Origin of the sequence: Paenibacillus sp. FJAT-27812 (genome assembly GCF_001273905.1) — a bacterium.
GTDB lineage: Bacteria > Bacillota > Bacilli > Paenibacillales > Paenibacillaceae > Pristimantibacillus.
In genome coordinates, this window is sequence record NZ_LIGH01000001.1 from 2,089,528 (window position 1) to 2,112,123 (window position 22,596).

At 46.4% G+C, this 22,596-nt stretch carries 28 protein-coding genes and 1 tRNA gene; 20 read left to right on the top strand and 9 right to left on the bottom strand.

The features are described 5' to 3' along the window. The first annotated feature begins 130 nt into the window (after nucleotides 1-130). The 5 genes from noc to ADU23_RS08980 all read left to right on the top strand — a co-directional run bounded on the left by noc (nucleotide 131) and on the right by ADU23_RS08980 (nucleotide 4,491). Nucleotides 131-949 carry a nucleoid occlusion protein gene (noc, locus tag ADU23_RS08960; RefSeq protein ID WP_053373418.1) on the top strand — a complete coding sequence of 273 codons (819 nt, stop codon included), beginning with the start codon at nucleotides 131-133 and terminating at the stop codon, nucleotides 947-949. Between the two features lie 149 nt (nucleotides 950-1,098). Then, nucleotides 1,099-1,872 (top strand): ParA family protein, encoded by a 774-nt coding sequence (locus ADU23_RS08965; RefSeq protein WP_053373419.1) that lies wholly within the window; start codon nucleotides 1,099-1,101, stop codon nucleotides 1,870-1,872. Beyond that, complete coding sequence (locus ADU23_RS08970; RefSeq protein ID WP_053373420.1) at nucleotides 1,853-2,704, top strand: ParB/RepB/Spo0J family partition protein; 852 nt, start codon at nucleotides 1,853-1,855, stop codon at nucleotides 2,702-2,704. Before ADU23_RS08965 ends, ADU23_RS08970 begins: the two co-directional genes overlap by 20 nt. 107 nt (nucleotides 2,705-2,811) lie before the next feature. Continuing rightward, a complete protein-coding gene (locus ADU23_RS08975) occupies nucleotides 2,812-3,981 on the top strand; it encodes an aminotransferase class V-fold PLP-dependent enzyme (protein ID WP_082311282.1) in 1,170 nt (389 codons plus the stop codon). Nucleotides 3,982-4,008: 27 nt separating this feature from the next. Then, a complete protein-coding gene (locus ADU23_RS08980; protein ID WP_053373421.1) occupies nucleotides 4,009-4,491 on the top strand; it encodes a DUF4446 family protein in 483 nt (160 codons plus the stop codon). 16 nt (nucleotides 4,492-4,507) lie between these two features. Here the strand turns inward: ADU23_RS08980 and yyaC are convergent, their stop codons facing one another. Beyond that, nucleotides 4,508-5,116: a spore protease YyaC gene (yyaC, locus tag ADU23_RS08985; RefSeq protein ID WP_053373422.1), complete on the bottom strand. Its 609-nt coding sequence runs from the start codon at nucleotides 5,114-5,116 to the stop codon at nucleotides 4,508-4,510. A 119-nt stretch (nucleotides 5,117-5,235) separates the two neighbouring features. Here yyaC and ADU23_RS08990 point away from each other — a divergent pair, with 119 nt between their 5' ends. The 5 genes from ADU23_RS08990 to ADU23_RS09010 all read left to right on the top strand — a co-directional run bounded on the left by ADU23_RS08990 (nucleotide 5,236) and on the right by ADU23_RS09010 (nucleotide 7,306). Further along, nucleotides 5,236-5,490, top strand: coding sequence for a DUF3343 domain-containing protein (locus tag ADU23_RS08990; protein WP_053377547.1), 255 nt, complete (start codon nucleotides 5,236-5,238; stop codon nucleotides 5,488-5,490). A gap of 32 nt (nucleotides 5,491-5,522) precedes the next feature. After that, nucleotides 5,523-6,398, top strand: coding sequence for a mechanosensitive ion channel family protein (locus tag ADU23_RS08995; protein ID WP_063845972.1), 876 nt, complete (start codon nucleotides 5,523-5,525; stop codon nucleotides 6,396-6,398). After that, nucleotides 6,388-6,606 (top strand): DUF951 domain-containing protein, encoded by a 219-nt coding sequence (locus tag ADU23_RS09000; RefSeq protein ID WP_053373424.1) that lies wholly within the window; start codon nucleotides 6,388-6,390, stop codon nucleotides 6,604-6,606. The genes ADU23_RS08995 and ADU23_RS09000 overlap by 11 nt, the downstream gene beginning before the upstream one ends. Nucleotides 6,607-6,690: 84 nt before the next feature. Continuing rightward, a tRNA-Ser gene (locus ADU23_RS09005) sits at nucleotides 6,691-6,781 on the top strand. Nucleotides 6,782-6,856: 75 nt separating this feature from the next. Further along, nucleotides 6,857-7,306, top strand: a complete 450-nt coding sequence (locus ADU23_RS09010; RefSeq protein WP_053373425.1) for a helix-hairpin-helix domain-containing protein — start codon at nucleotides 6,857-6,859, stop codon at nucleotides 7,304-7,306. Between the two features lie 497 nt (nucleotides 7,307-7,803). Here ADU23_RS09010 and ADU23_RS09015 read toward each other — a convergent pair whose 3' ends face one another. Further along, a complete protein-coding gene (locus ADU23_RS09015; RefSeq protein WP_053373426.1) occupies nucleotides 7,804-7,986 on the bottom strand; it encodes a YjzC family protein in 183 nt (60 codons plus the stop codon). Between the two features lie 272 nt (nucleotides 7,987-8,258). Here ADU23_RS09015 and rpsF point away from each other — a divergent pair, with 272 nt between their 5' ends. The 4 genes from rpsF (at nucleotide 8,259) to ADU23_RS09035 (ending at nucleotide 10,812) form a co-directional block, all read left to right on the top strand. Continuing rightward, nucleotides 8,259-8,543, top strand: coding sequence for a 30S ribosomal protein S6 (gene rpsF, locus ADU23_RS09020; RefSeq protein ID WP_053373427.1), 285 nt, complete (start codon nucleotides 8,259-8,261; stop codon nucleotides 8,541-8,543). Between the two features lie 36 nt (nucleotides 8,544-8,579). Continuing rightward, nucleotides 8,580-9,107: a single-stranded DNA-binding protein gene (ssb, locus tag ADU23_RS09025; RefSeq protein WP_053373428.1), complete on the top strand. Its 528-nt coding sequence runs from the start codon at nucleotides 8,580-8,582 to the stop codon at nucleotides 9,105-9,107. 111 nt (nucleotides 9,108-9,218) lie between these two features. Beyond that, nucleotides 9,219-9,503, top strand: a complete 285-nt coding sequence (gene rpsR / locus ADU23_RS09030) for a 30S ribosomal protein S18 (protein ID WP_053373429.1) — start codon at nucleotides 9,219-9,221, stop codon at nucleotides 9,501-9,503. Between the two features lie 139 nt (nucleotides 9,504-9,642). Next, entirely contained in the window at nucleotides 9,643-10,812 is a 1,170-nt protein-coding gene (locus ADU23_RS09035) for a cation:proton antiporter (RefSeq protein ID WP_053373430.1), read from the top strand. An 83-nt stretch (nucleotides 10,813-10,895) separates the two neighbouring features. Here ADU23_RS09035 and ADU23_RS09040 read toward each other — a convergent pair whose 3' ends face one another. The 4 genes from ADU23_RS09040 to ADU23_RS09055 all read right to left on the bottom strand — a co-directional run bounded on the left by ADU23_RS09040 (nucleotide 10,896) and on the right by ADU23_RS09055 (nucleotide 13,410). Next, nucleotides 10,896-11,681 (bottom strand): DUF4247 domain-containing protein, encoded by a 786-nt coding sequence (locus tag ADU23_RS09040; protein ID WP_053373431.1) that lies wholly within the window; start codon nucleotides 11,679-11,681, stop codon nucleotides 10,896-10,898. Between the two features lie 10 nt (nucleotides 11,682-11,691). Next, a complete protein-coding gene (locus ADU23_RS09045; RefSeq protein WP_053373432.1) occupies nucleotides 11,692-12,198 on the bottom strand; it encodes a DUF4178 domain-containing protein in 507 nt (168 codons plus the stop codon). 22 nt (nucleotides 12,199-12,220) lie between these two features. Next, nucleotides 12,221-12,622: a DUF350 domain-containing protein gene (locus tag ADU23_RS09050; protein ID WP_053373433.1), complete on the bottom strand. Its 402-nt coding sequence runs from the start codon at nucleotides 12,620-12,622 to the stop codon at nucleotides 12,221-12,223. A gap of 119 nt (nucleotides 12,623-12,741) precedes the next feature. Further along, nucleotides 12,742-13,410, bottom strand: coding sequence for a PspA/IM30 family protein (locus ADU23_RS09055; protein WP_053373434.1), 669 nt, complete (start codon nucleotides 13,408-13,410; stop codon nucleotides 12,742-12,744). 166 nt (nucleotides 13,411-13,576) lie between these two features. On the opposite strand from ADU23_RS09055, the gene ADU23_RS09060 reads away from it, so the two are divergent. Continuing rightward, on the top strand, nucleotides 13,577-14,734 hold the full coding sequence (locus ADU23_RS09060) for an AI-2E family transporter (protein ID WP_053373435.1): 1,158 nt from the start codon (nucleotides 13,577-13,579) through the stop codon (nucleotides 14,732-14,734). Here the strand turns inward: ADU23_RS09060 and ADU23_RS09065 are convergent. From ADU23_RS09065 to ADU23_RS09075, 3 genes are all read right to left on the bottom strand, one after another. Beyond that, nucleotides 14,729-15,181, bottom strand: coding sequence for a CBO0543 family protein (locus ADU23_RS09065; RefSeq protein ID WP_053373436.1), 453 nt, complete (start codon nucleotides 15,179-15,181; stop codon nucleotides 14,729-14,731). The genes ADU23_RS09060 and ADU23_RS09065 overlap by 6 nt on opposite strands. A gap of 108 nt (nucleotides 15,182-15,289) precedes the next feature. Further along, entirely contained in the window at nucleotides 15,290-16,609 is a 1,320-nt protein-coding gene (locus ADU23_RS09070) for a hemolysin family protein (RefSeq protein WP_053373437.1), read from the bottom strand. A 267-nt stretch (nucleotides 16,610-16,876) separates the two neighbouring features. After that, a complete protein-coding gene (locus tag ADU23_RS09075; RefSeq protein ID WP_053377548.1) occupies nucleotides 16,877-17,233 on the bottom strand; it encodes a DUF4870 domain-containing protein in 357 nt (118 codons plus the stop codon). Nucleotides 17,234-17,437: 204 nt separating this feature from the next. Between ADU23_RS09075 and ADU23_RS09080 the strand changes: the two genes are divergently transcribed. The 5 genes from ADU23_RS09080 to rplI all read left to right on the top strand — a co-directional run bounded on the left by ADU23_RS09080 (nucleotide 17,438) and on the right by rplI (nucleotide 22,566). Beyond that, nucleotides 17,438-18,490, top strand: coding sequence for an LCP family protein (locus ADU23_RS09080; RefSeq protein ID WP_053373438.1), 1,053 nt, complete (start codon nucleotides 17,438-17,440; stop codon nucleotides 18,488-18,490). 79 nt (nucleotides 18,491-18,569) lie between these two features. Beyond that, nucleotides 18,570-19,001, top strand: coding sequence for a CBS domain-containing protein (locus ADU23_RS09085; RefSeq protein WP_053373439.1), 432 nt, complete (start codon nucleotides 18,570-18,572; stop codon nucleotides 18,999-19,001). A gap of 239 nt (nucleotides 19,002-19,240) precedes the next feature. Continuing rightward, nucleotides 19,241-20,146 (top strand): DUF2232 domain-containing protein, encoded by a 906-nt coding sequence (locus tag ADU23_RS09090; RefSeq protein ID WP_063845974.1) that lies wholly within the window; start codon nucleotides 19,241-19,243, stop codon nucleotides 20,144-20,146. Between the two features lie 18 nt (nucleotides 20,147-20,164). Then, nucleotides 20,165-22,126 (top strand): DHH family phosphoesterase, encoded by a 1,962-nt coding sequence (locus ADU23_RS09095; RefSeq protein WP_053373441.1) that lies wholly within the window; start codon nucleotides 20,165-20,167, stop codon nucleotides 22,124-22,126. Continuing rightward, entirely contained in the window at nucleotides 22,123-22,566 is a 444-nt protein-coding gene (rplI, locus tag ADU23_RS09100; RefSeq protein ID WP_053373442.1) for a 50S ribosomal protein L9, read from the top strand. The genes ADU23_RS09095 and rplI overlap by 4 nt, the downstream gene beginning before the upstream one ends. Nucleotides 22,567-22,596: the final 30 nt, after the last annotated feature.

Here is a 22,596-nt window from a genome sequence, read left to right on the forward strand (position 1 = left end):
AGTATTCATTATTTGAATATGCTGGAATTTTATATGAAACTCATTGTTTCCAATGCAAGATGGAGAAAATGGTTTCATTTGAAGTGATTAAAAACAAGGTTTATCTCATGATCGGGTGGTAATTATCGATATGAAAGAACAATTTTCTCGATTGTTCGGCCTGTCCGAGCAGCGCATACCGCAAGAAGAAGTTCGGCAAATACCGATTCATGAAATCGATGCGAGTCCTTTTCAGCCGCGTACGATTTTTGATGACGAACGAATAGAAGAGTTATGCCAAACGATAAAAACGCATGGTGTTATTCAGCCTATCGTTGTTCGAATGCGTAACGGAAGATATGAAATTATTGCGGGGGAGCGTCGTTGGCGTGCCGTTACTAAGCTTGGGTATGATACCATTCCCGGCATCGTTCGTGAATTTAATGATTCACAGACGGCATCTATTGCATTAATCGAAAATCTTCAACGGGAAAACCTGTCGGCTATTGAAGAAGCTATTGCCTATCAGAAGTTGATTGAGCTTCATCAGCTAACGCAAGAGAGCTTAGCTCAACGCCTCGGCAAAAGCCAGTCCACGATTGCAAACAAATTGCGTTTGTTAATGCTGAATGATACGATCAAGATGGCATTAATGGAACGTAAAATTACCGAGCGTCATGCTAGAGCGTTGCTGTCGCTGGATAATGAGGAATTGCAGCTTAAGGTTTTGGAAGAGATCATGGCAAAAGATCTTAATGTTAAGCAGACGGAAGTTAGAATCGCTTTCCTTAAGGAATCGACGAAATTGAAAAAAGCAAAGCGTATTTCCTTTACGAAGGATGTGCGATTGGCGCTTAATACAATTAGACAATCGATTGAAATGGTTTCTGGGTCTGGCTTGCAAATAAAGACAAACGAGAAGGATCATGACGATCATTATGAAATTGTCATTCAGATCCCCAAACGATAGTCATAGAATGCTATAATTGCAATAATCTTATACTTATTTTGTGCCGTCCTCACTGAGGGCGGCGATGCCATTTCTAGCTAAAGTTTTATTTTTGTTCGGGCAACAAGATAATCGCACATAAAAGTTGTACACATAGAGGTGAGCCGGTTTTGTCGAAAATTATTGCTATAGCCAACCAGAAGGGCGGTGTCGGAAAAACGACAACGTCTGTCAATTTAGCAGCCTGTTTAGCATCGCTTGGAAAAAAAGTGCTGCTAGTTGATATTGATCCACAGGGGAATACAACGAGTGGACTCGGTATCAACAAGGGCGATGTAACGAATTGTATTTATGATGTCCTTATTAATGATGTCCATCCTAAAGATGCGATGTTCGAAACGAGAGTTCCTGGCTTAAAAATCATTCCTGCAACAATCCAATTGGCCGGAGCTGAAATTGAGCTCGTACCCACGATATCTCGTGAGCTGCGATTGAAGAAGTCACTGCATTTGGTTAAGGATGATTTCGATTATGTTCTGATCGACTGTCCGCCGTCACTCGGTATTTTGACAATCAACTCTCTTACCGCTGCGGATTCAGTCCTTATTCCTATTCAATGTGAATATTACGCGCTTGAAGGATTGAGTCAGCTATTAAACACGGTTCGACTCGTTCAAAAGCATTTGAATACATCCCTTCAAATAGAAGGCGTTCTTCTTACGATGCTCGATGCAAGAACGAATCTTGGTATTCAAGTTATTGAAGAGGTCAAAAAATATTTTCAGCAAAAGGTTTACCAAACGATTATTCCGCGCAATGTTCGCTTAAGTGAGGCGCCATCACATGGTCAAGCTATTATCACATATGATCCTCGGTCAAAAGGTGCGGAAGTTTATCTTGAACTCGCAAAGGAAGTGATTATGTATGAGCAAGCGGCTAGGTAGAGGGCTGGATGCGCTTATCCCATCGCTTTCTGTGAATGACGATGATAAAGTGATTGAAATTTCATTATCTCAATTAAGACCCAATCCGTATCAGCCAAGGAAAACATTTGATGAGGATTCCATTAAAGAACTAGCGGAATCGATAAAACAGCATGGCATTATACAACCTATTATCGTTCGTACCGTATTAAAGGGCTATGAGATTATTGCAGGGGAGAGACGCTTCCGGGCTTCTCAGTTTTGTGGCAATCCAACTATACCTGCTGTAGTAAGATCATTTACCGATCAACAGGTTATGGAAATTGCCTTAATCGAGAATCTTCAACGGGAAGATTTGAATGCGATTGAGGTAGCTATTGCTTATCAAGCTCTTATTGATAAGTTTAAGCTTACGCAGGAAGAGCTGTCCATGAAGGTCGGAAAGTCTCGCTCCCATATCGCAAACTTTGTACGCCTGCTTTCCTTGCCATCAGAAATCAAGGACAATGTTTCACGTGGAACAATTTCCATGGGGCATGCTAGAGCATTGGTTGGCATTAAGGATGATAAGGTTCAGAAGGAACTAGCGGACCTTACCGTTTCCCTAGAGTGGAGCGTACGTGAGCTGGAAGAGGCGATTCAGAAGCTGGATACGAAGCAGCCTGAAGACAAAGCGAAGCCGAATCAGAAAAAACGCGATCCATATATTGACCATCTAGAGGAGTCATTGCGGGAACGTTTTAAGACAACGGTTAAAATTAAACAGCAAAAAGATAAAGGTAAAATAGAGCTTCAGTATTATAGCAAACAGGATTTAGAGAGATTGCTAGAGCTGCTTCAGTACATGGCATAAGCGGTACAAAACAATGGCATACCTAAGTTGTAATCTTGCTTTTGAAAGATTAAACTAAGGTATGCCATTGTTGTGACTAGTTAGCTTGGAAAGGCGTGAAAATTGTGATTAACAATGAACAATCGGTTATATATTTGGACCACGCAGCAACCTCTTGGCCTAAACCACCGTCAGTAACGGAAGCTGTCGTAAATGCTATGCTGAATGACGCTGCTAACCCTGGGAGAGGCAGCCACGCTATGGCTGTACGAGCAAGCCGAATATTGTTTGAAACGCGCAAGCAGCTAGCAAAGCTGTTTAATATAAAAAACCCAAATGATATTGCATTTGCTTCCAATACGACGATGGCACTAAATATGGCGATTAAAGGTTTTCTTAAACCTGGCGATCACGTGATTGCGACTTCAGTTGAGCATAATTCGGTCAGAAGGCCGCTATATTATTTGGAGCAAACAATTGGCATTGAGGTAACCTACGTAGAATCCGATGAACGTGGAAATCTAAATATAGATGACATTGCCAAAGCGATTCGTCCGCATACGACGCTCGCCGTTGTGAATCACAGCTCGAATTTATTAGGGACGATTATGCCGGTGGCTGATATTGCAGAGCTAACAAGAAAACACGGCATTAAGCTTCTTGTTGATGCAGCCCAAAGCGCGGGTATAATTCCGGTTGACGTGAAGGCGATGGGTATTCATATGCTGGCGTTCCCAGGACACAAAGGATTGCTAGGACCTCAAGGCACAGGAGGGCTGTACATCGATCCGGAGCTGGAATTGGTGCCATTGCTGCATGGCGGGACAGGAAGCCAATCTGAGGCGCTTGAGCAGCCTCAAGTGAGGCCGGATCGATACGAGGCAGGCACGCAAAACACGCCTGGCTTAGCAGGCCTGAAAACGGGCGTTCAGTATGTGCTGAATGAGACGGTAGAGAACATCCATACTAAGGAATGGGCTCTGACGCAGAGGCTTATTCAAGGTCTTTTGCCAGTGGAGGGAGTCAAGCTGCTCGGTCCAGAACTAGGCGAGCAGCGCACCGGAATTGTAGCTTTTAATATGGAAAAGGTTGATCCATCAGAGCTTTCGTTCATTTTGGATCAGCATTACCGAATTGCCGTGCGAGCAGGCTTTCATTGTACGCCACTCGCACATGCAAGTGCAGGAACGTCAGCAACAGGCGCGATACGTGCAAGTGTAGGTGTTTTTACTACGGAAGCGGAGATAGATGCGTTAACGGATGCTATTAAGGAAATAGCACAGCAATATGGGGTTTAGCAATGAATTGGGGGCGGAACAACAACGATGGAAGACTGGACATCAAATCCGATGAATGCTGTTACGGTAGTATTAGCTTTGTTTGTCATCATTTTATTTATTTGGATAGCGGTCATTGGCGGGCGGCTGAAAAAGCTTAGAAAGCAATATACAGCGGTCATGGGGAATACAGGTTTGACGAATATGGAAGATGTCATCGTTGAGTTGAAGGAAGGGCTGGCTGAGCAGAAGCAGGCGAACCAACAATTGAAGGATCAGCTAGCTGTTGTACAAACGTCTCTCCCCAATCAAAAAGGTAAAGTGGGCGTCATTCGATACAACGCTTTTGCCGAGCAGGGCAGTGATCTTAGCTTCTCGATCGCTATCGTTAATGAAGAGAAAGACGGTGCTGTTTTTACTGGCATTCACAGCAGGGACAATACGTATGTGTATGCGAAGCCGCTTGAAAAAGGAGAATCCGCATACCCGCTTACACCGGAAGAGCGCAAAGCGATTTTGGAAGCAAAATAAATCATCAAAGACAGTTTTAAATATTGTCAGCGGCGGCCGTTTGCTCAAGAACGCCGGTGGAGAGATGCGCATAGTTTGCGATGGCTGTAAATAAGCTGATTGCAATAATTTCGGACATCTTCATAACGAGGTGAAGACGAGTGTTTTGCAGAACGAAATACTCCATAAACCCGCCGACGTTAACGATGCCGGTAAGATGAATATCTCCGACCGGAGGGAGATCCTTATTGACGCCAGCACCAGGGCGAACGGGACCAACTCCTACTTGAATGCTGCCAACGCTGGATACTTGACCGAGACAAGCGTCAATTCCGATAACGAATGGTTTATGGAAACGGCGGTTGATTTCTAGGAGCGTATCATCCAGATTCATGGCATGAACAGGGTTTTCCAAGGTGCCGAATAAGGTGAAATGCTGGCTGCGGTATTTTGCTAGCGACGTTCCAATTAACGGGCCTAATGAGTCACCGGTGGAGCGATCCGTTCCTACGCAGACGACGACAATCGGACGGTTTTCCGCCATTTCCTCAAGCAAGTTCGTAAGGCGATTAACCAGCATGCCAATGACGTTTGCAGTAGTGTAAGGTACCTTTAAAGGCGTCTCTTTCATAAATGGAAGCTTCATAGAATCCCTCCGATAATACCGATATGTTACTAGTATATGGATGGGACAACCATTTTATACGTCAGATAGTTTTGATATTTAAGGTTAAGCCTGCGAAGGAAGTTTGCGGTGCAAACGTAATGGAGGTCTTGCTCGTGTTAATTGCATTTGATTCGACTCAGCAGGCGCTTCGCGCAGAGATGCTGCTCGAATATGCTGATATAGAAATCGATATCTGTCCAACGCCAAAGGAAATAACGGCAGGCTGCGCGTTGTCGATTCATTTTCCGGAAGAGGATTTAACGGCGGTGAAGGAAGTCATCGAGCAGGAAAGTGTAGAAATTAGAGGCATATTCAAACCAGTACAATCCGGGTATGAACAACTAGAGATATAAACGAGCATTGACGCGGATGAGGAGGAATGGAGATGTCCGTCACAGAAAGATACAACACAGCTGTTAAATGGTTGACAGACAATGATGTATGGCAGGCATTCGGCAGTTCGGCGCTTCGGGTTGTGTTGTTTTTGGTCGTAGGGCGTTTCGCTGTATGGGTGATACATAAAACGATTGACCGTGTCGTGCTTGAGCGTGAGAGCAAGCGGCCGCCAAATCATACAAGGCGTATGACAACAGTAGGCAAGCTTATGAAAAATGTCGTATCTTATGTTGTCTATTTCATTACGGTCATGCTAATCTTGTCTGAGTTCGGCATCAATCTGGGCCCGCTGCTCGCAGGCGCAGGAGTGCTTGGGCTAGCCATCGGTTTTGGCGCTCAAAGCTTGGTGAAGGATATTATTACAGGATTTTTCATTGTGCTGGAGGATCAATTTGCAGTCGGCGATGTCATCCAAACCGGACAATTTAAAGGAACGGTTGAGGTGATCGGTCTTCGCACGACGCGAATCCAAAGCTGGACGGGGGAAGTTCATATTGTCCCAAATGGTATGATTAACGAGGTTACGAATTTCTCGATTAATAATACGGTTGCCGTAGTTGATATTTCGGTTGCATATGAGGAAGAGGTCGACCGTGCTCTTGAAGTCATTCGGTATACGATGATAACGATGAAGGATGACAATCTGATCAATGCGCCAGAGGTGCTTGGCATTCAAGCGATTTCACCTACGGGAATAACGCTTCGCGTTATTGCAGAATGCCGGCCGAATACGCATCCCGTCGTAGCGCGTAAGCTTAATATGGAGATTAAAAAAGCATTGGATGCCAGCGGAATCGAAATTCCATATCCTCGAATGGTTACTTATCATCGCAATGAAAAGGGAGGCGTAAAAGATGGAACGTAAGCAGTTTGAGCTGGGCGATGTCGTTCAAATGAAGAAACAGCATCCATGCGGCTCTAATGAGATGGAGATCATTCGTATGGGGATGGACATCCGCATTAAGTGCGTAGGCTGCAAGCATAGTGTTCTTATACCAAGAGCGAAGTTTGAGAAAAACATGAAAAAGGTGCTTCGTTCTAAAGCATCGGATGAAGGTTTAGCCGAATCTTAACCGAAGCCGAAAAGAAATACTGGAATAATTTTGGACAAGTACTTGCGCGATGACAAGCCGTGTGATACAATAATTTTTACATGCGGAGAGGTACCCAAGAGGCCCAAGGGGGCTGACTCGAAATCAGCTAGGCGGGTCAAACCGTGCGTGGGTTCGAATCCCACCTTCTCCGCCATTATATGAACAGTCAAACGATTCGGTCGACGGATCGTTTTTTTTATATTCATCTTTAACTAGGGAGGTCGGCCCTTTGAGTACGCCAAAGCTGCCATTAACAGATGATGAACGTAAGCGGTTACGCCAAGCAAAGATCAAGCTGATAGATATAGCGGGCTTCACAGCAAGCGAGTTAAGTACGACGCTAAATGTGCCAAAAGAACGGGCGGATCTGTTGCATGCGCTCGCTAAGTTTCAGGCGGTTCCTTCAATTGGTCCAAGCCTTGCCCATAATCTAGTGGAGCTCGGTTTTTATTCATTGGATGAAATTAAGGCAGCTGGAGAGAGCGGAGCGCAGCTTGTAGAGCGTCTGGAGAAGCTGCATGGCGTTTGGATGGATCCGTGCGTAGAAGACGTTATGCGGCTTGCTGTGCATCATGCAGGCAATCCAGGAAGCGATAAGCAGTGGTGGGACTTTACGGCGGAGCGGAAAACGTACAGAAAACAGTTTGGTTATCCAGCTGACCGGCCAAGCAAGGCTTAACATAAATTGTTATTAACATGTGGATAAATATAAAGAAGAGGACTCTCGCGAGCCCTCTTCTTGACGGTGATTGATGGTTGAGTCGATCAATTCGCACTGCAAGCCTGTGAAACCTTGGAGCTTTCATTCGTCAATCGGAGAAAATCAGCAATCGCTTCTTTAAATCCTTTTGAGCACAATAATACGTATCCGCTTGAACGGTTTAACGTATCGATGCTCGAATGCGCATGTGTGTTACAGACAAGTGTCTTTGGCACAACCCTCCGCTTCTACCCTGAGTGGATGAAATCCTCTTAAGGCTTTGTCTAAATATAAGAGCGTTTAGGTTTTACCCTAATCGCGGCTTATATTTATGGCGCAACGAAAGCTGATCCGCCTGATAACGGGTACAGTCGTTTACGCTTGCCAAAATGGTTCAACGGAACCACACCTCTCTTACACCGTCGAGCTTATATTGTCCCAAACTAAACGTGGCTATTCACGATGCGCTGCAAAAACTAATGGCCCATTCGTTTCCATTTACGCTCGTGGTTTGTTGTGTCCGGGAAGCGTTCGCCTTTGTTTAGATGCACTTTTTTCGGATTTTGAATGCCCATATGAAACGAGTTCACTCCGTTTTCGATGTACATGCCGTCATTTGGAGCTTTATCCCCTGGCGAAAACATTGTACCTTCACCCATTATGATCACCCTCCAGCGTATAGTTAGAGCGGATGCTTAGCTTGCCTTAAGATTAAGTCCGCTGCCGTAGTATTTGCCGCGATGTCGATTTGCATAAGTAGCAGATAACGGCTGCAAGTTCATTTCCCCATAGGTATGTATGTTCCAAGCTCGTCCTTCTGTTATTTGCGCTTGTCATAGGCGATTAGATTTGATATAATATAGAGATGCGAGCAGAAGCTCGTTCCTTGCTCCATTTATGGGGCCGTTAGTCCAAGAGGAGGTGAAACAATATGCGCAAATATGAAGTAATGTACATCGTTCGTCCAGACGTTGAGCAAGAAGCCTTGCAAGCGATCGTTGACAAATTCCATGGCATTATCTCCAACGGCGGAGAGGTCACAAAGCAAGATGTGAGCGGAAAACGTCGTCTTGCGTATGAGATCAATAAGCTTCGTGATGGTTACTTTGTACTGGTACATTTCAACGCAACGACTGAAGTTGTGAATGAACTTGACCGCATCATGAAGATTACGGATGAAGTTATCCGTTCGTTGATCGTCAGAGACGTCGCTTAATCCACGCTGGATTGTTCGATTGGGAGGTCAGAAACGATGTTGAATCGTGTTATACTAATTGGTAGATTGACGAGAGACCCAGAGCTTCGCTATACGCCTGCAGGCGTTGCAGTTACACAATTTACGCTAGCGGTAGATCGTCCGTTTACGAGCGGTGGTCAAGGCGAGCGTGAAGCGGATTTCATTCCGGTTGTAACGTGGCGTCAACTGGCAGAGACTTGCGCCAACTACTTGCGCAAAGGCCGCTTAACAGCGGTTGAAGGTCGCATTCAAGTGCGGAATTACGAGAACAACGAAGGCAAGCGTGTCTACGTAACGGAAATTATCGCTGATAATGTTCGGTTCTTGGAATCCAATCGTGAAGGTGGCGGAGGCTCGCGAGAAGAAGGCGGCAGCAGCTACAGCGGCGGTACAAGCAGCGGCGGCGGATCTTTCGGCGGCAGCAACGCTTCCCAAAGCGGTGGTAACCGGCCATCTGGTAATAACTCACGTAACGACAGCCGTGATCCGTTCCAGGATGACGGACGCCCGATTGATATATCAGAGGATGATTTGCCATTTTGATAACGAAGTAGTTTCTACTTCGCGTATCAATGGAACGGTTGCACAACCTTTATTGCGATATAAAGCAGTTGTGTAATTGTAAAATTTTCAACGATAAGGAGGATATCCATCATGGCTTTCAAGCAAAGAGATAACGGTGGCGACGAGCGTCCAGAACGTAAGTTCAGCGGACGTAAAGGCGGACGCAACAAACGTCGGAAAGTGTGTTTCTTCACTGTAAACAAAATCACTAAAATTGACTATAAAGATGTAGATTTGCTGAAAAAGTTTATCAGCGAGCGCGGCAAAATCTTGCCACGTCGTGTGACTGGAACAAGCGCGAAATACCAACGCTTGCTTACAATCGCAGTTAAACGTTCACGTCAAATCGCATTGCTTCCTTACACGACTGAATAGGTCGATAAGTGAATATGCATGAAAAACGGAGGAGCCTGTCACCAAGGGCTCCTTTTGTTATTTTACCGGGGGTCCGTATGCATACGGGCCTTTTTTTGTTGCATGCTAACCCAATGGGAACACAAAGGAGTGTATGCGAATGCAATTCATTTTATATTTAGCACTCATCATTATAGCTACAAAACTGGCTGGACATTTGTCTGTTCGGCTAGGTCAGCCCGCTGTATTAGGCAAGCTGCTGGCGGGTATCATCATAGGTCCCGCGGTATTAGGCTGGGTTCAGCCTGATGATTTTATTGGCCATTTTGCAGAAATCGGCGTGCTTTTGCTTATGTTTATCGCGGGCTTGGAAACGGATTTGGAGCAGCTTCGTGAAAACTGGAAGGCAGCCTTTGCCGTTGCGGTAGGGGGAATCATTCTGCCGTTTGTCGGAGGATATGGGGTAGCTGCCGCGCTTGGATTGTCCAGCTCGGAGGCGCTGTTCTTAGGCTTATTGCTGTGTGCGACCTCCGTAAGCATTTCGGTTCAAACGCTGAAGGAGATGAATCAGCTCAGCTCGAAAGAGGGCACGACGATACTTGGCGCTGCAGTGGTAGATGATGTAGTCGTTGTTGTACTGCTGGCCGTTATGATGAGCCTGCTTGGAACAACCGATAACGTCTCCATCCCGCTATTGATCGGGAAGAAGGCATTATTTTTTGTGATCGTAATCGCCGTCAGCATATGGGTGATACCGCATTTCATGAAATGGTTCGCTCGCTTCAAAATTACGGAGGCAGCGATGAGCGCCGCCTTAATTGCCTGCTTTGCCTTTTCATATTTTGCCGAGAGCATGGGCGTTGCCGGCATTATTGGCGCTTTTGCAGCGGGAATCGCGATTTCGCAAACGTCGTTTAAGCATGACGTGGAGTCGAAGGTGGAGCCGATTGCCTATACGCTATTTGTGCCGGTGTTTTTCGTAAGCATTGGCTTGAACATTACGTTTGAAGGCGTAGGCAGCCAGATTGTCTTTATTATTCTGTTATCGCTTGTTGCTATATTGACGAAGCTGATTGGCGGCGGGTTAGGCGCTAGGCTGACGGGGTTCAATAACCACTCGTCGCTTGCAATAGGGGCAGGGATGATATCACGAGGTGAGGTAGCGCTTATTATTGCAGCAACCGGTTTGGAATCAGGAATGCTCTTGCCGCAATACTTCACGTCAGTCGTTATGGTCGTTATCGTAACTACGCTTGTTACGCCACCTGTGCTGAAGCTCGTTTTTCCTCAAAAACTGAAGGTGGAGAGCCCAAAAGTGCTCGCAAAATAAGCTGTTTCATTTCAAGATTCAGCAATCACCAAAAAAAGAGAGCCGTATCCACAATGGGATACGGCTCTCTTTTGCAATAAGGCTTAACGCCGCCGAGTGATTCGACTTTTGCCAAATTTTAGGGAGGGCTTCGACGTTCGCGGCTTCGTGTAAACCTTGTTTGAGCTGCTTTTTTGTTTCTTATCCTTTACGATCTTGCCCTTGGCAGGAGGCTTAGTCGTAATAGAGTTTTTCTGCTTATTATCATCCGTGCCTGAGCCCTTTTGGGAGCCGCTGCTTGTCGTTCCCGTCGTTGATGCGCCAGCATCCTTCGAGCGTTTGAAGATGGAACCTGTACGGTTAACCGTTGCGGGCGGGGCAACTTTCTTATCCTCTACCGTTGGCATTCTGTAGGTTGTACTCGGCTTGTATTTATCTTTGGAGGAATAACCGCGGTACTTGCCGCTGCCGTATTTGCCCTTGTCGAAAATATCATCGAGTACGCTAGCTATTAAATAAGCTTGGAGAAAGCTTGAGCTGTAATTTTGCCGAACATATTCCGTTGAATCAATCTCGATAAGCGTATCTTCCGGCGCGTCCGGAGCTTGCTGCAAATGAATGATCTCATCGGAGTAAACGAGAAACATCCGCTCCGTGCTCACGTCGCTCTGCTGCTTCGGATTACGCTGATCGATAAAATCCGCAGCGACATCAGGAACAGGACGATTCTCGGCGCGATACACGTATGAGGTCTGATTGCCTGAGCCATTGACCGATTCTAACGGATATTGCTCCTTAACCGTGTCCGAAACGGCGCAAGCTGTGAGAAGAGGAATGATAAAGCTAAAGAGAAGCAGGTACTTAATCGACTGATGCCACCATTTGTTCATCGTATTCCTCCTATCCGCCGCTCAGCACGCGTACATCGGCAGGCAGAACGCTTTCTCCTTCATAGAGCATGAAGCGTCCGTCTTGCCATTCGATTCGCAAAAGCTTCATATCGTCCGACTGGTATTGCCAGACATGCTGTTCGCCTCCCTGCATGTAAGGCGTTTTGCCGCTTGCTATGATGAATCCTGAGAATTGCTCCTCCATATGATAAGTACGGTCATCCAGCTCCAAAATGGTAGGCACCTCGTCAATGGAATCCAGCCGTCCATCAATCGAGTCATACAGCGCATAAACGGTTCTTTCCCGTTCTTCAATGGTCAAATAACGAATCGATATCCCATCTTGAAGCGTGAGAACAATCGCATTGCGGGCTCGATTATGAGTTCTGCCTGTTATGTTATAGGTAACTAAGGAGACCTCGCACACATCGCCAGGCGATAATGTCATGATGCTTTTCTCAATGATAGGAGGCTCTGCCGGCGTAATCAGGTTTTTGATTCTTTTGAACAAGCTCATCTTGTATTCTCCTTCTAAAAAGTTAAATAGATCCGATGATTAACGCACCAGCCACATGGAGCGAGCCTGCGAACAATGCGTATCCGACCTTGCCCTCATGAATGCCTTGCTCCAGCTTCATGCCGCTTATCGCAATGACGACTTTCTCGACAATCCACTCCAGCACGAGCAGGAGGACAAAGGAGACGAGTGAGATGACGAGCGCTTCCCACATTTCGCTTGATTTGCTGATCGACTGGGATAAAATATACGCTTGCGCAAACAGCTTCAGCACGAAACGGGTCGTGACTGCGGTATTGCCGTTTTTTATTTCCTGCAAATCGTTGTACTTCGTAAAGCGAGAATCAAGAAACATAATAATGACTAATAAAATTGCGCCTGCACCCGTCCAAATCGGAATCCGAATGAGATCAATCCAAGACATGGTTAATTCCTCCAAAGTTTCAAGTTTAGAAAAAAATGACCGCTTCCGTTAAAACCGGCAGTCCGATTTGTAACACCAGCGGTCATACTATACAATAATTGTTAGTTAATTGGAAGAACTTATTGCTTCTCGTATTGCTTCATTAGAGCGGCCAGTTCGTCCTCAACCGCTTTGTCTTTGCCTAGCTTCTCGAACTCATCATCAAGCGATTTGCCTTTGGCATTAATCTCGTTGCCCGCTTCGGCTTGGGCTTCCATTTGCAGCATTTTCTCTTCCATACGCTTCATGCCGGCAGCCGCAGAATCCGTACCGAAGCCTGACATCGCTTTATTGATTTCCGTCTGAGCTTTGGCGGCATTATAACGGGCAACAAGCGTTTCGCGCTTGTTCTTGAGCTCAGTTAGCTGCTTGCGCATTTCATCCAGCTTGCCTCGAAGGTTATCCGCAAGCAATTTGTTTTGATTAAAATTAGCTTGGTATTCAGCAGCCTTCTGTTCAGCTGATTTCTTCTCTTCTAGAGCGCGCCTGGCGAGATCGATGTTTTGGGATTGTGCCGCAAGATGCGCTTGCTCGCCGCGCTTCTCCACAAGCTGCGCTTGCTCTTCATAAAGCTGTTTGAATTTCTTCTCGATGGCGATTTGCGCGGCTACCGCTTTCTCTGCATCGGATAGATCTTCTTGCATGTCGCGTATATATTGATCTGTGAGCTTAATCGGATCTTCGGCTTTCTCGATAAGTGAGTAAACATTTGATAACGTAAGGTCACGCAGTCGTTTAAATATAGACAATGGAATCCCTCCTAGGATTTTGATTCACATAAGTAATGATACGCGAAGCCGATGAAAATAGTTGCAAGCAAATTGCGGAATGGGTGCCATTCGCAATTTCGTTTGCCGTAATGCTACAATTAATGAAAATAATGACCTGAAAGAGAAGAAAGAGGGGTACGTCATCATGGAAAATGCCAGAACAGGAACCGAGCGGTTCAAAAAGTTTATTTTAAACAATAAATTTGTGTTGTTCCTGCTTGTATTGCTGCTCGTCGGGCTCAATATTATGGTTTTCACAAAAATCTCCTACATTTTTACGCCATTAACGGTTCTCATCAAAACGATTCTGCTGCCAGTCATCTTGGCGGGAATCGGCTATTATTTATTGAATCCGATCGTCGATTATTTGGAGCGAAAGGGTGTCAAGCGGGTATTCTCCATCATCGGGCTCTTCCTGCTGGGCATAGGGCTGATTACGATCTTATTGGTTACGGTTATTCCGATATTAAATGGCCAAGCCGTAAGCTTCGTACACAACTTCCCGAAATACGGGGAGCAGCTGCGGGAGAACTTTGAGGATTTTATGGGCAGCAGCAGCTTTCTTCAAATCCAGGAATGGTTTAATTTGAATCCTGCGAAGCTGACAGGAAATATTACAGAGCAAGCCACTTCGCTTCTGAACAAAACCTTATCGAGCTTAGGTTCTTTTGTAGGGGCATTCAAGGAGGTTCTTCTCGCGGTTTTAACGCTGCCGTTTATTTTATTCTATCTGTTAAAGGATGGAAAACAGCTGCCGCAAGCGATCGTATCGTTCCTGCCTAATAAGCTGCAGCCGCAGACGAAACGGATTATGGCCGAGATGAACGGTCAGATCAGCAGCTATATTAGGGGACAAATTATTGTCAGCTTCTGCATCGGGCTATTGTTGTACGTGGGGTATTTGGTCATAGGGCTTGAATACTCGCTTGTCCTTGCTTTGGTTGCAGCCTGCACAAGCGTCATTCCATATTTAGGACCGGCAATCGCGATATCGCCGGCCTTGATTGTCGCACTTGTTACTTCACCTGTCATGCTGCTGAAAATGATCGTCATCTGGACGATTGTCCAGTTTATTGAAGGCAAATTTATCTCGCCGCAAATTATGGGCAAAAGCTTACAGATCCACCCGATCACCATTATTTTTGTTATTTTGACGGCGGGTAACCTGTTCGGTCTGGCTGGGATCGTGCTGGCGGTGCCGGGATACGCCGTATTGAAGGTAGTGATTATTCATTTGTTCGAATGGTTCAAGAACCGCTCGTCGATCTACAAGGAAGAAGAGGGCTTAGAGAAGACCTTATAATAAACGGAATCGCTCGAGGATTCTAAAGTAAATATAAACGAATCCTAGAGCTAGGAGGTAAGAGAGGAATGTAAAACCTATATTCCATCCATTTCCATACGTTACTTTGCCAATCAACAGCCCCACATATTCGAGCAGCGTCGTGAACAGAACGAAAAGGAAAAGAATAAGCGCTGTCTTATTCCGATGCAGCATAATGGTCCATATCATGAAACAAGCAATGATCGGATACAGCCCAAGATCGAGCGGCAGCGCGGAGACGGATTCATCATTAGGAATGAGGGGCGTGAAGTCCCAAAATCGCATTTGAAAGCCAAGCGAGTTAATAGCCATCGATACAAGAGCACCGACGGGATAAATCAACAGCGAGGTCTTAGGGCTTTTTCGAACGAGGTATAAGGCAACGAGCCAAGGAATGATGAATCCGAAGATGATATTCACCCACATCAGAAATTCCTCCCTTGAACTTTTTTTAAATAGCGTTCCCTTAACCGATATCACCATACGCCTGGCAACAAAAAAGACGATGTCATCAGACACCGTCTTTTTTGTTCGTTATACAACCTCAGGCTTGAGTATTTTATCATTTGGAGCGATCGTTAACTCAACCTTATTGATGCGATGCTTGCTGACTTCGCGAATCGTGAAGGTTAGGTTGTGGAAGCCGAATTGCTTGCCCGGCTTGGCATCCTCCATCTCACTATACAACCATCCGCCCACCGTATCGACTTCCTCATGCTCAAGCTCCGTACCGATTAGGTCACCAAGCTCGGTGAGGGAAACCTTGCCGTCCAGCAGGTATGAGGTATCGGACAGCATTTCAATATCCTTGCGCTCATCGGCATCAAACTCGTCTCTGATGTCACCGACAATTTCCTCCAATATATCCTCAATGGTGACAAGTCCGGATGTACCGCCATACTCATCAACAACGATCGCAAAGTGGACGCGTTCTTGCTGCATTCTGGTCAGGAGCGTCTTAACGGGCAGCGCCTCAGAAACAGACATAACGGGCTGAATAAGCGTTTGAAAATCAATTTCTTTGTTTACTTGATATTGAAGAAACAGCTGCTTCGTATTGATCATCCCAATAATATTGTCTTTGCTGTCACCGGCAACCGGGAAACGCGTATATTGCTCCTTGCGGATGATCGCCATGTTCTCTTGAAGCGTATTGTTCTTATATAGGACGGACATATCGGTACGCGGAACCATAATTTCTTTGGCTAATATTTCATCAAAAGCAAAGATTCGGTTTACATAGCCGTATTCCGTATTATTGATTTTGCCGCTTTCTAAGCTGTCGCTAAGAATGATCTGAATTTCTTCCTCGGAGTGAGCTTCCTCATGCTCCGTTGCGGGCTTTAAGCCAAACATGCGAACTAAAGCGTTGGCAGAGCCGTTCAACACCCAGATGAAAGGGTACATAACTTTGTAGAAGAAGATGATAGGCCTAACTACCGCAAAGCTGACTTGCTCCGCTTTTTGAATCGCTAAGCTCTTTGGCGCAAGCTCACCAATGACGACATGGATAAAGGTAACAACGACGAATGCGATAAGAAACGATAAAATATGACTAAGCTCATTGTTTAATTCCCATTGATTAAATAGAGGGAGAAGGATCTTCTCTACTGTAGGCTCACCTAGCCAACCAAGACCGAGTGCTGTAATGGTAATGCCGAGTTGACAGGCGGACAGGTAACCATCCAAGTTACTTATTACTCGTTGAACGGCAAGCGCGTTTTTCTTCCCTTCAACGACTAATTGGTCAACGCGGCTGGATCGTAGTCTGATGATAGCAAATTCTGTAGCTACGAAAAAAGCGGTTAACACAACCAGTAAAGCAACCAAAAATAGATTAAGTCCTATACCCATAATTAATGTTCACAATCCTTTTTAATCGAATTTTGTTAGCAGTCACTTAATAGTACGAACTTTCAGCCAATTCATCAAACCGCTGAATGACGGATAAAAGGCTGCAATAGGGCAATAAAACCGATTTTAAGGGGGCAATAGTTCATTATTAGCCAATCTCTCGCGTTTACGAGATCATAAGTACGGTTTAATGAATAGTTCATATGAACTTGTACGTTGAACAAAAAAGAACGGCGGCAGGCCGTCCCATTTTTGAGCAGAAAAAGATTAAAATTTATTCGCCTGCTGCTCCGACCAGTCGCCAATAATGGGCAGCTTGCCAAGTCTTCCTTGCAGGGTAAGCAGCATGAGTCCGATCCACAAGACGAAGCCGACAATCGTAAGCAGAAAACCGACAATGGCGCCGAGGATAGGAATGAAGCCTAACAAAATGTTGAGAACGATGAGCGCTACGGATACGACGATGGATTGCACGGCATGCAGTCTGACGAAGCGGCTTTGTTTCTCGAGGATAAGAAATATAATACCGGTAACAAAGCCTCCCAGATAACAAAGCAAGCCTGCTACCTTAGGGTCCAGACCAGTTGATGATTTGTCCGGCTGAATGGAAGGAGGTAAGTTCACAATATTCACCCTTTCTATTTGACATATACTTGCAATGATTGTATTCGTCATCGAAAGTCAATAGACCTTTTTGGTTTAATAAAATAATATCAAAATTTGGTAACATTTCGTTGTAAAAGTTTTGTAACCTGTTTCGACATTTTATCGTCTAAACTGAGAAGGCAATTTATAAAAGTATATAAAGGATAGGAGAATTCATTATTTATGAATAAACGCAAATGGTTATATACGGCGTCTGCCGCAGTCGTTATCCTTATCGTTGCCGGTTTTTTCAACCGTGGGGCATTGGCCTCGCTTGGATTTGACTGGTTCCTGCAAGGTCATGTCGAAAAACAATTAGAACAATCTTATAAACCGATCGATGGACGGGAACCCATTCCGGTTAGTACAATAGATAAGAAGCAGAACCCGTTCTCCGTATTGCTGCTTGGCGTTGACCAACGCGGCAAAGAAATCGGACGCTCGGATACGATGATATATACGGTTGTTCGTCCGAACGACGGCGAGCTGTTAATGGTCTCCATACCGCGCGATACGTATGTGGAGATCGTCGGGAAGGGCAAAGAAGATAAAATTACGCATGCTTTCGCTTTCGGCGGAGCAGGAATGGCCATGAATACGGTAGAAAAGTTTTTAGACGCGCCTATTAATTATTACGCCTCTATTAACTTTGAAGGCTTCCGCAATGTCATTGACACGCTCGGCGGAATCGCTCTTCCTATCGAAGAGGATATGGTCAACGATGATCCCGATCATGAGAAATTTGTTATCAAAGCTGGCCAAGAGAGCTATAACGGTAAAGATACGCTTAACTATGTCCGATACCGGGAGGACGCTGGCGGGGACATTAATCGTACGGAGCGTCATCAGATTTTTTTAGGCCTTCTTATGGATAAAGCCAAGCAATTGAATCAATGGTCCAAGATTCCGCAGCTCATGGATATTATGGGCGACAATTTTAGTACGGACATGCGTCCGCAGCAGCTTATCGACTTAGGCCAAGGCATGCTGCAGGCGAAAGAGCGGAAAATCTACAGCCATTCGCTGCTAGGCAGCGGACATCGCTTGAAGAATGGCGGAGCATGGTATTATTTTGCCGATGATGATGATTTGGCGAAGGTACAGGCGATGATTAAAAACTGGCTAAACGCAGACACGCCTGCGTCCAGCCTTATTTTGCCGGATAAGTACAATGAGAACAAACCGAAAGACACAGGGACGCTTTCCAGCAGCGAGACTACGTCAAAGCAGCAGTAATGCGGCTTGCTCCGGTCCGTCTGCTGCCTATGGCATAAGAAGCAAAGGAAAGAGCAAACGGGACGGAGTTGTTATGTAGATGAATATTGCGTTTTTTTTATTGCCGAAGCAGGATGTCGTATGTTTAACGCAGGATACAACACTTAGGCAGACGCTCGAGAGAATGGAATACCACCGCTACACGGCGGTGCCCATTATTAATGATGACGGCGGCTATGCCGGCACGGTTACGGAAGGCGACTTGCTCTGGTACATCAAGGATCATGCCGACCTGACGCTAGAGCAGTCGAATAAAGTGAAGCTTATGGATGTACCGCTGCGGATGAATAATAAAACGGTGCGCATCGACGCGAATATGGATGATCTGATCTCACTCGCAAAGCTGCAAAATTTTGTTCCTGTCGTCGATGACCGGAATCGTTTTATCGGCATTGTCCGCAGGAGCGAAATTATCGATTACTGCCAAAAAATCATTATGGAGCAGCATAACGTGCTGCAGGATAATAATTAAACGTCGGCAAAGCGAGTGGTCTTGAGGTACTATTTTCAAAGCGCGCAGGGCATTATAATAAGAAGTTAAGGCGGAATGGGGTTGCTGTTCCGTCTTTTTGTTTTTGTATGAGCAGCACAGCGGGTGTCCATCCTAAGAGCGAGCAAGTGGGAATGTACGTGATATGTTGAGCTTTTATGCTATAATGAGTTGTAAAAGTTTCGTAAGAAACCAGATTATATAAGCAAGAGGTGAACGGTTTGAAAACCGGCTTGAAACCAGTGCTGTGGAGCTGTGCGGCACTCTTATTATTATTGTCTCTTCTCGTACCGGTCTTTAACGTCATTACTATGCTGCTGCTTATGGTGCCGTATGTCGTGCTTTATACGACCTTGCCGCCCAAGTCGTTTGCGCTGCATTTGATTCCCGTATGGGTGTTGGCGTTTTTTATCGGTGGACCGGCTACACTTATTATTGGATTGTTCTTTCTCATTCCGTCCATTGTGATGGGCCACTTGTATATGAAGCAAGCGCCTGCCTCAAGGGTAGTACGGACGGTCGGCGTCGTGGTTCTCGCTCAATTGATGCTGGAGCTGCTTATATTCGAGGTGTTCCTCGATATTTCGCTCCTTAAAGAATTAAGCTCGTTTGTACGGTCATCGGTAGAGGATCTATTGGCGCAAAATGTCATGCCTGCGGGATGGGATTCTGGGCTGACGGATATCGTGATCCACACGATGATCAATTCGATTCCGGTTACCTTTATTATGATCGCATTTGGACTGACCGTCGTTACGCAGTTCATCGCCCGCAGGGCAGTTAAGTGGAGCGGAGGGCCTGAGGTTCCAAGGTTTACACGTGCCAAGGATTGGCGTCTGCCAAGGTTGCTCGTTGTTTTGTACTTGCTCACTTATGTGATGGAGCTGTTTGCGTCGCGGACGAGCGATTCTTTTTTTGCAGTCGCTTTGATGAACTTGGTTCCTCTGCTTAGTTTTGTTTTTGCGTTTCAGGCTGTCGGATTTTTCTTTTTCCTTGCGAACCAGCGAGGATGGAATAAAGCGGTGCCGGTCCTTATTGCGATTCCGGTGCTTTTGATCCCGCCGCTAAGCTTAATTGGGGTTCTGGATACCGCTTTTCCAATCCGTAAGTCGTTTACGAAACCATAGCACAGGAGCGGATTGGAAATGCCTAAGTTTTTGGTAACACGTTGGCACGGGATGCATCAGATATGGGCTTTCGTATTAATGGTGCTCATGTCGGTGGCGCTTGCCTGGTTCGAGTGGCTCCTTGGGCTGCTCGGGCTGCTGCTTACTGGCGGAGTTTTATTTTATACCGTAATGGCGGAGCGGGCTTTCCGCAAAGATCTTAAATCGTATCTGGGCACATTGTCCTATCGAGTTAAGAAGGCGGGCAACGATGTCGTGAACGAGCTTCCTTTCGGCATTATTTTATATAACGAAGATCGAACTGTAGAATGGCATAATCCTTATATTGCAGGAATCTTGGAGCGGGAAACCGTAATCGGCGTGCCGCTTGCGGAGCTGTTTCCGTCTTTGCAGCAGGTGAAGGAGCGGGAAGGCATCATCGAAGCGACCATTGGCTCCTCGGTGTACCAGCTGATCTTTAAGCCAAAGGAACGGATCTTGTACGTTCAGAACATTACGGAGCGCTGGCAGCTTGGCCGGAAATACGATGATGAGAAGCTTGTTCTTGGCGTTGTTATGATCGATAACCTTGAGGAAGTGACGCAAGGCCTCGATGATCATCAGCGCAGCTCCATGCTCTCCAAGGTCACGACAGAAATAACGGAATGGGCGCAAAAATTTCATATTTATTTGAAAAGGCTGACGTCCGACCGCTTTCTGCTTGTGACGGACCAGAAGACGCTAAAGCAGCTGGAGCAATCCAGATTCATTGTGCTTGACGAGGTTAGAGAGATTACCGGCGATCACAAAATACCGGTTACGCTCAGCATAGGTTTCGCGGCGGGCGCCGAGCACATTATTGAGCTTGGCCAATGGGCGCATATGAGCCTTGATATCGCGCTCGGCAGAGGCGGCGATCAAGCGGCTGTTAAGGTCGGAAGCCGCCAGTCCTTCTACGGCGGCAAGTCCAATGCGGTAGAGAAGCGGACGCGCGTGCGTGCGCGGGTAGTTGCCCATGCGCTGCGGGATCTCATACGCGAGAGCCACAACGTTGTCATTATGGGGCATAAGATGCCCGATATGGATGCGATTGGCGCTGCGATCGGCGTGATGAAGGCAGCACAGCTTTTTGGCAAAGAGGCTTACATCGTGCTTGAAGGCGTCAATCCGGCGATTCAGAAAATGATGGAGCTAATCAAGGAAGATGAGAAGCTGTCGAAGCGGTTCGTATCGCCGGAGCAGGCCTCCGCGCTAATTACGCCGCAGTCGCTTGCGGTAGTCGTCGACACGCATAAGGTGTCGATGGTGAAGGAGCCGAAACTCCTTACGCAGACGGAACGTATCGTGGTAGTGGATCATCACCGCCGCAGCGAGGAATTTATCGCCAATGCAATACTCGTGTATATGGAGCCGTATGCTTCATCCACTTGTGAGCTCGTAACCGAGCTGCTTCAATACATTCATGATCGCGTCGTGCTTGACGTAAGGGAATCGACAGCGCTGCTTGCCGGCATTACGGTAGACACAAAAAGCTTTTCGCTGCGTACGGGAGCCCGTACGTTTGAGGCTGCTTCGTTCCTCCGCCGAAACGGGGCGGATTCGATGATGATTCAGCGCATGCTGAAGGAAGATCTCGAAGAGTATGTGCGCAAGGCGGAAATTATTAAGCATGCCGAGGTGCTCTATGAGCATGTGGCGATTGCTGTAACGGAAAGCGGTCGAAAATATTCGCAGCTGCTCATCGCGCAATCGGCGGACACGCTGCTGAATATGACAGATATACTCGCTTCCTTCGTCATTGGGGAGCGGCCTGACGGGCTGATTGGCATAAGCGCTCGTTCGCTGGGCCATATGAACGTGCAGGTAGTGATGGAGAGAATGGGCGGAGGCGGACATTTGACGAATGCTGCCGCTCAGCTTGAAGGAACAGTGGCTGAAGTAGCCGAACGTCTGAAGCGGGTTTTGGACGAAATTGAAACGGAAGAGGGGTTATTTGAATGAAAGTGATCTTTTTGAAGGATGTTAAGGGACAAGGGAAAAAAGGGCAAGTGAAGGAGCTATCCGAAGGGTATGTGCGCAATTTTCTATTGCCGCAAGGGCTGGCGAAGCTGGCTTCCGACGGCAACCTGAAGACGCTTGAGGTTCAGAATGCTTCGGAGCAAAAGCGCAAGGAGAAAGAAAAAGAAGATGCTGAGACGCTTGCCAAGAAGATGGAAGAGATGACGGTTGTCATCAAAACCAAAGCTGGCGAAGGCGGAAGATTGTTCGGCGCTATTACAAGCAAGCAAATCGGCGAGGCGCTGGCCGCGCAAGGCATTAAAATCGATAAACGGAAAATCGAGCTGGAAGATCCGATCCGCACGCTTGGCGTTACGCAGGTTGTTGTTAAGCTTCACCCTGAAGTAAAAGCGAAGCTGAGCGTTCAGGCTTCCGAGGAATAGAAAGTAGGCGGAGGTTTGCATAGCAAACCC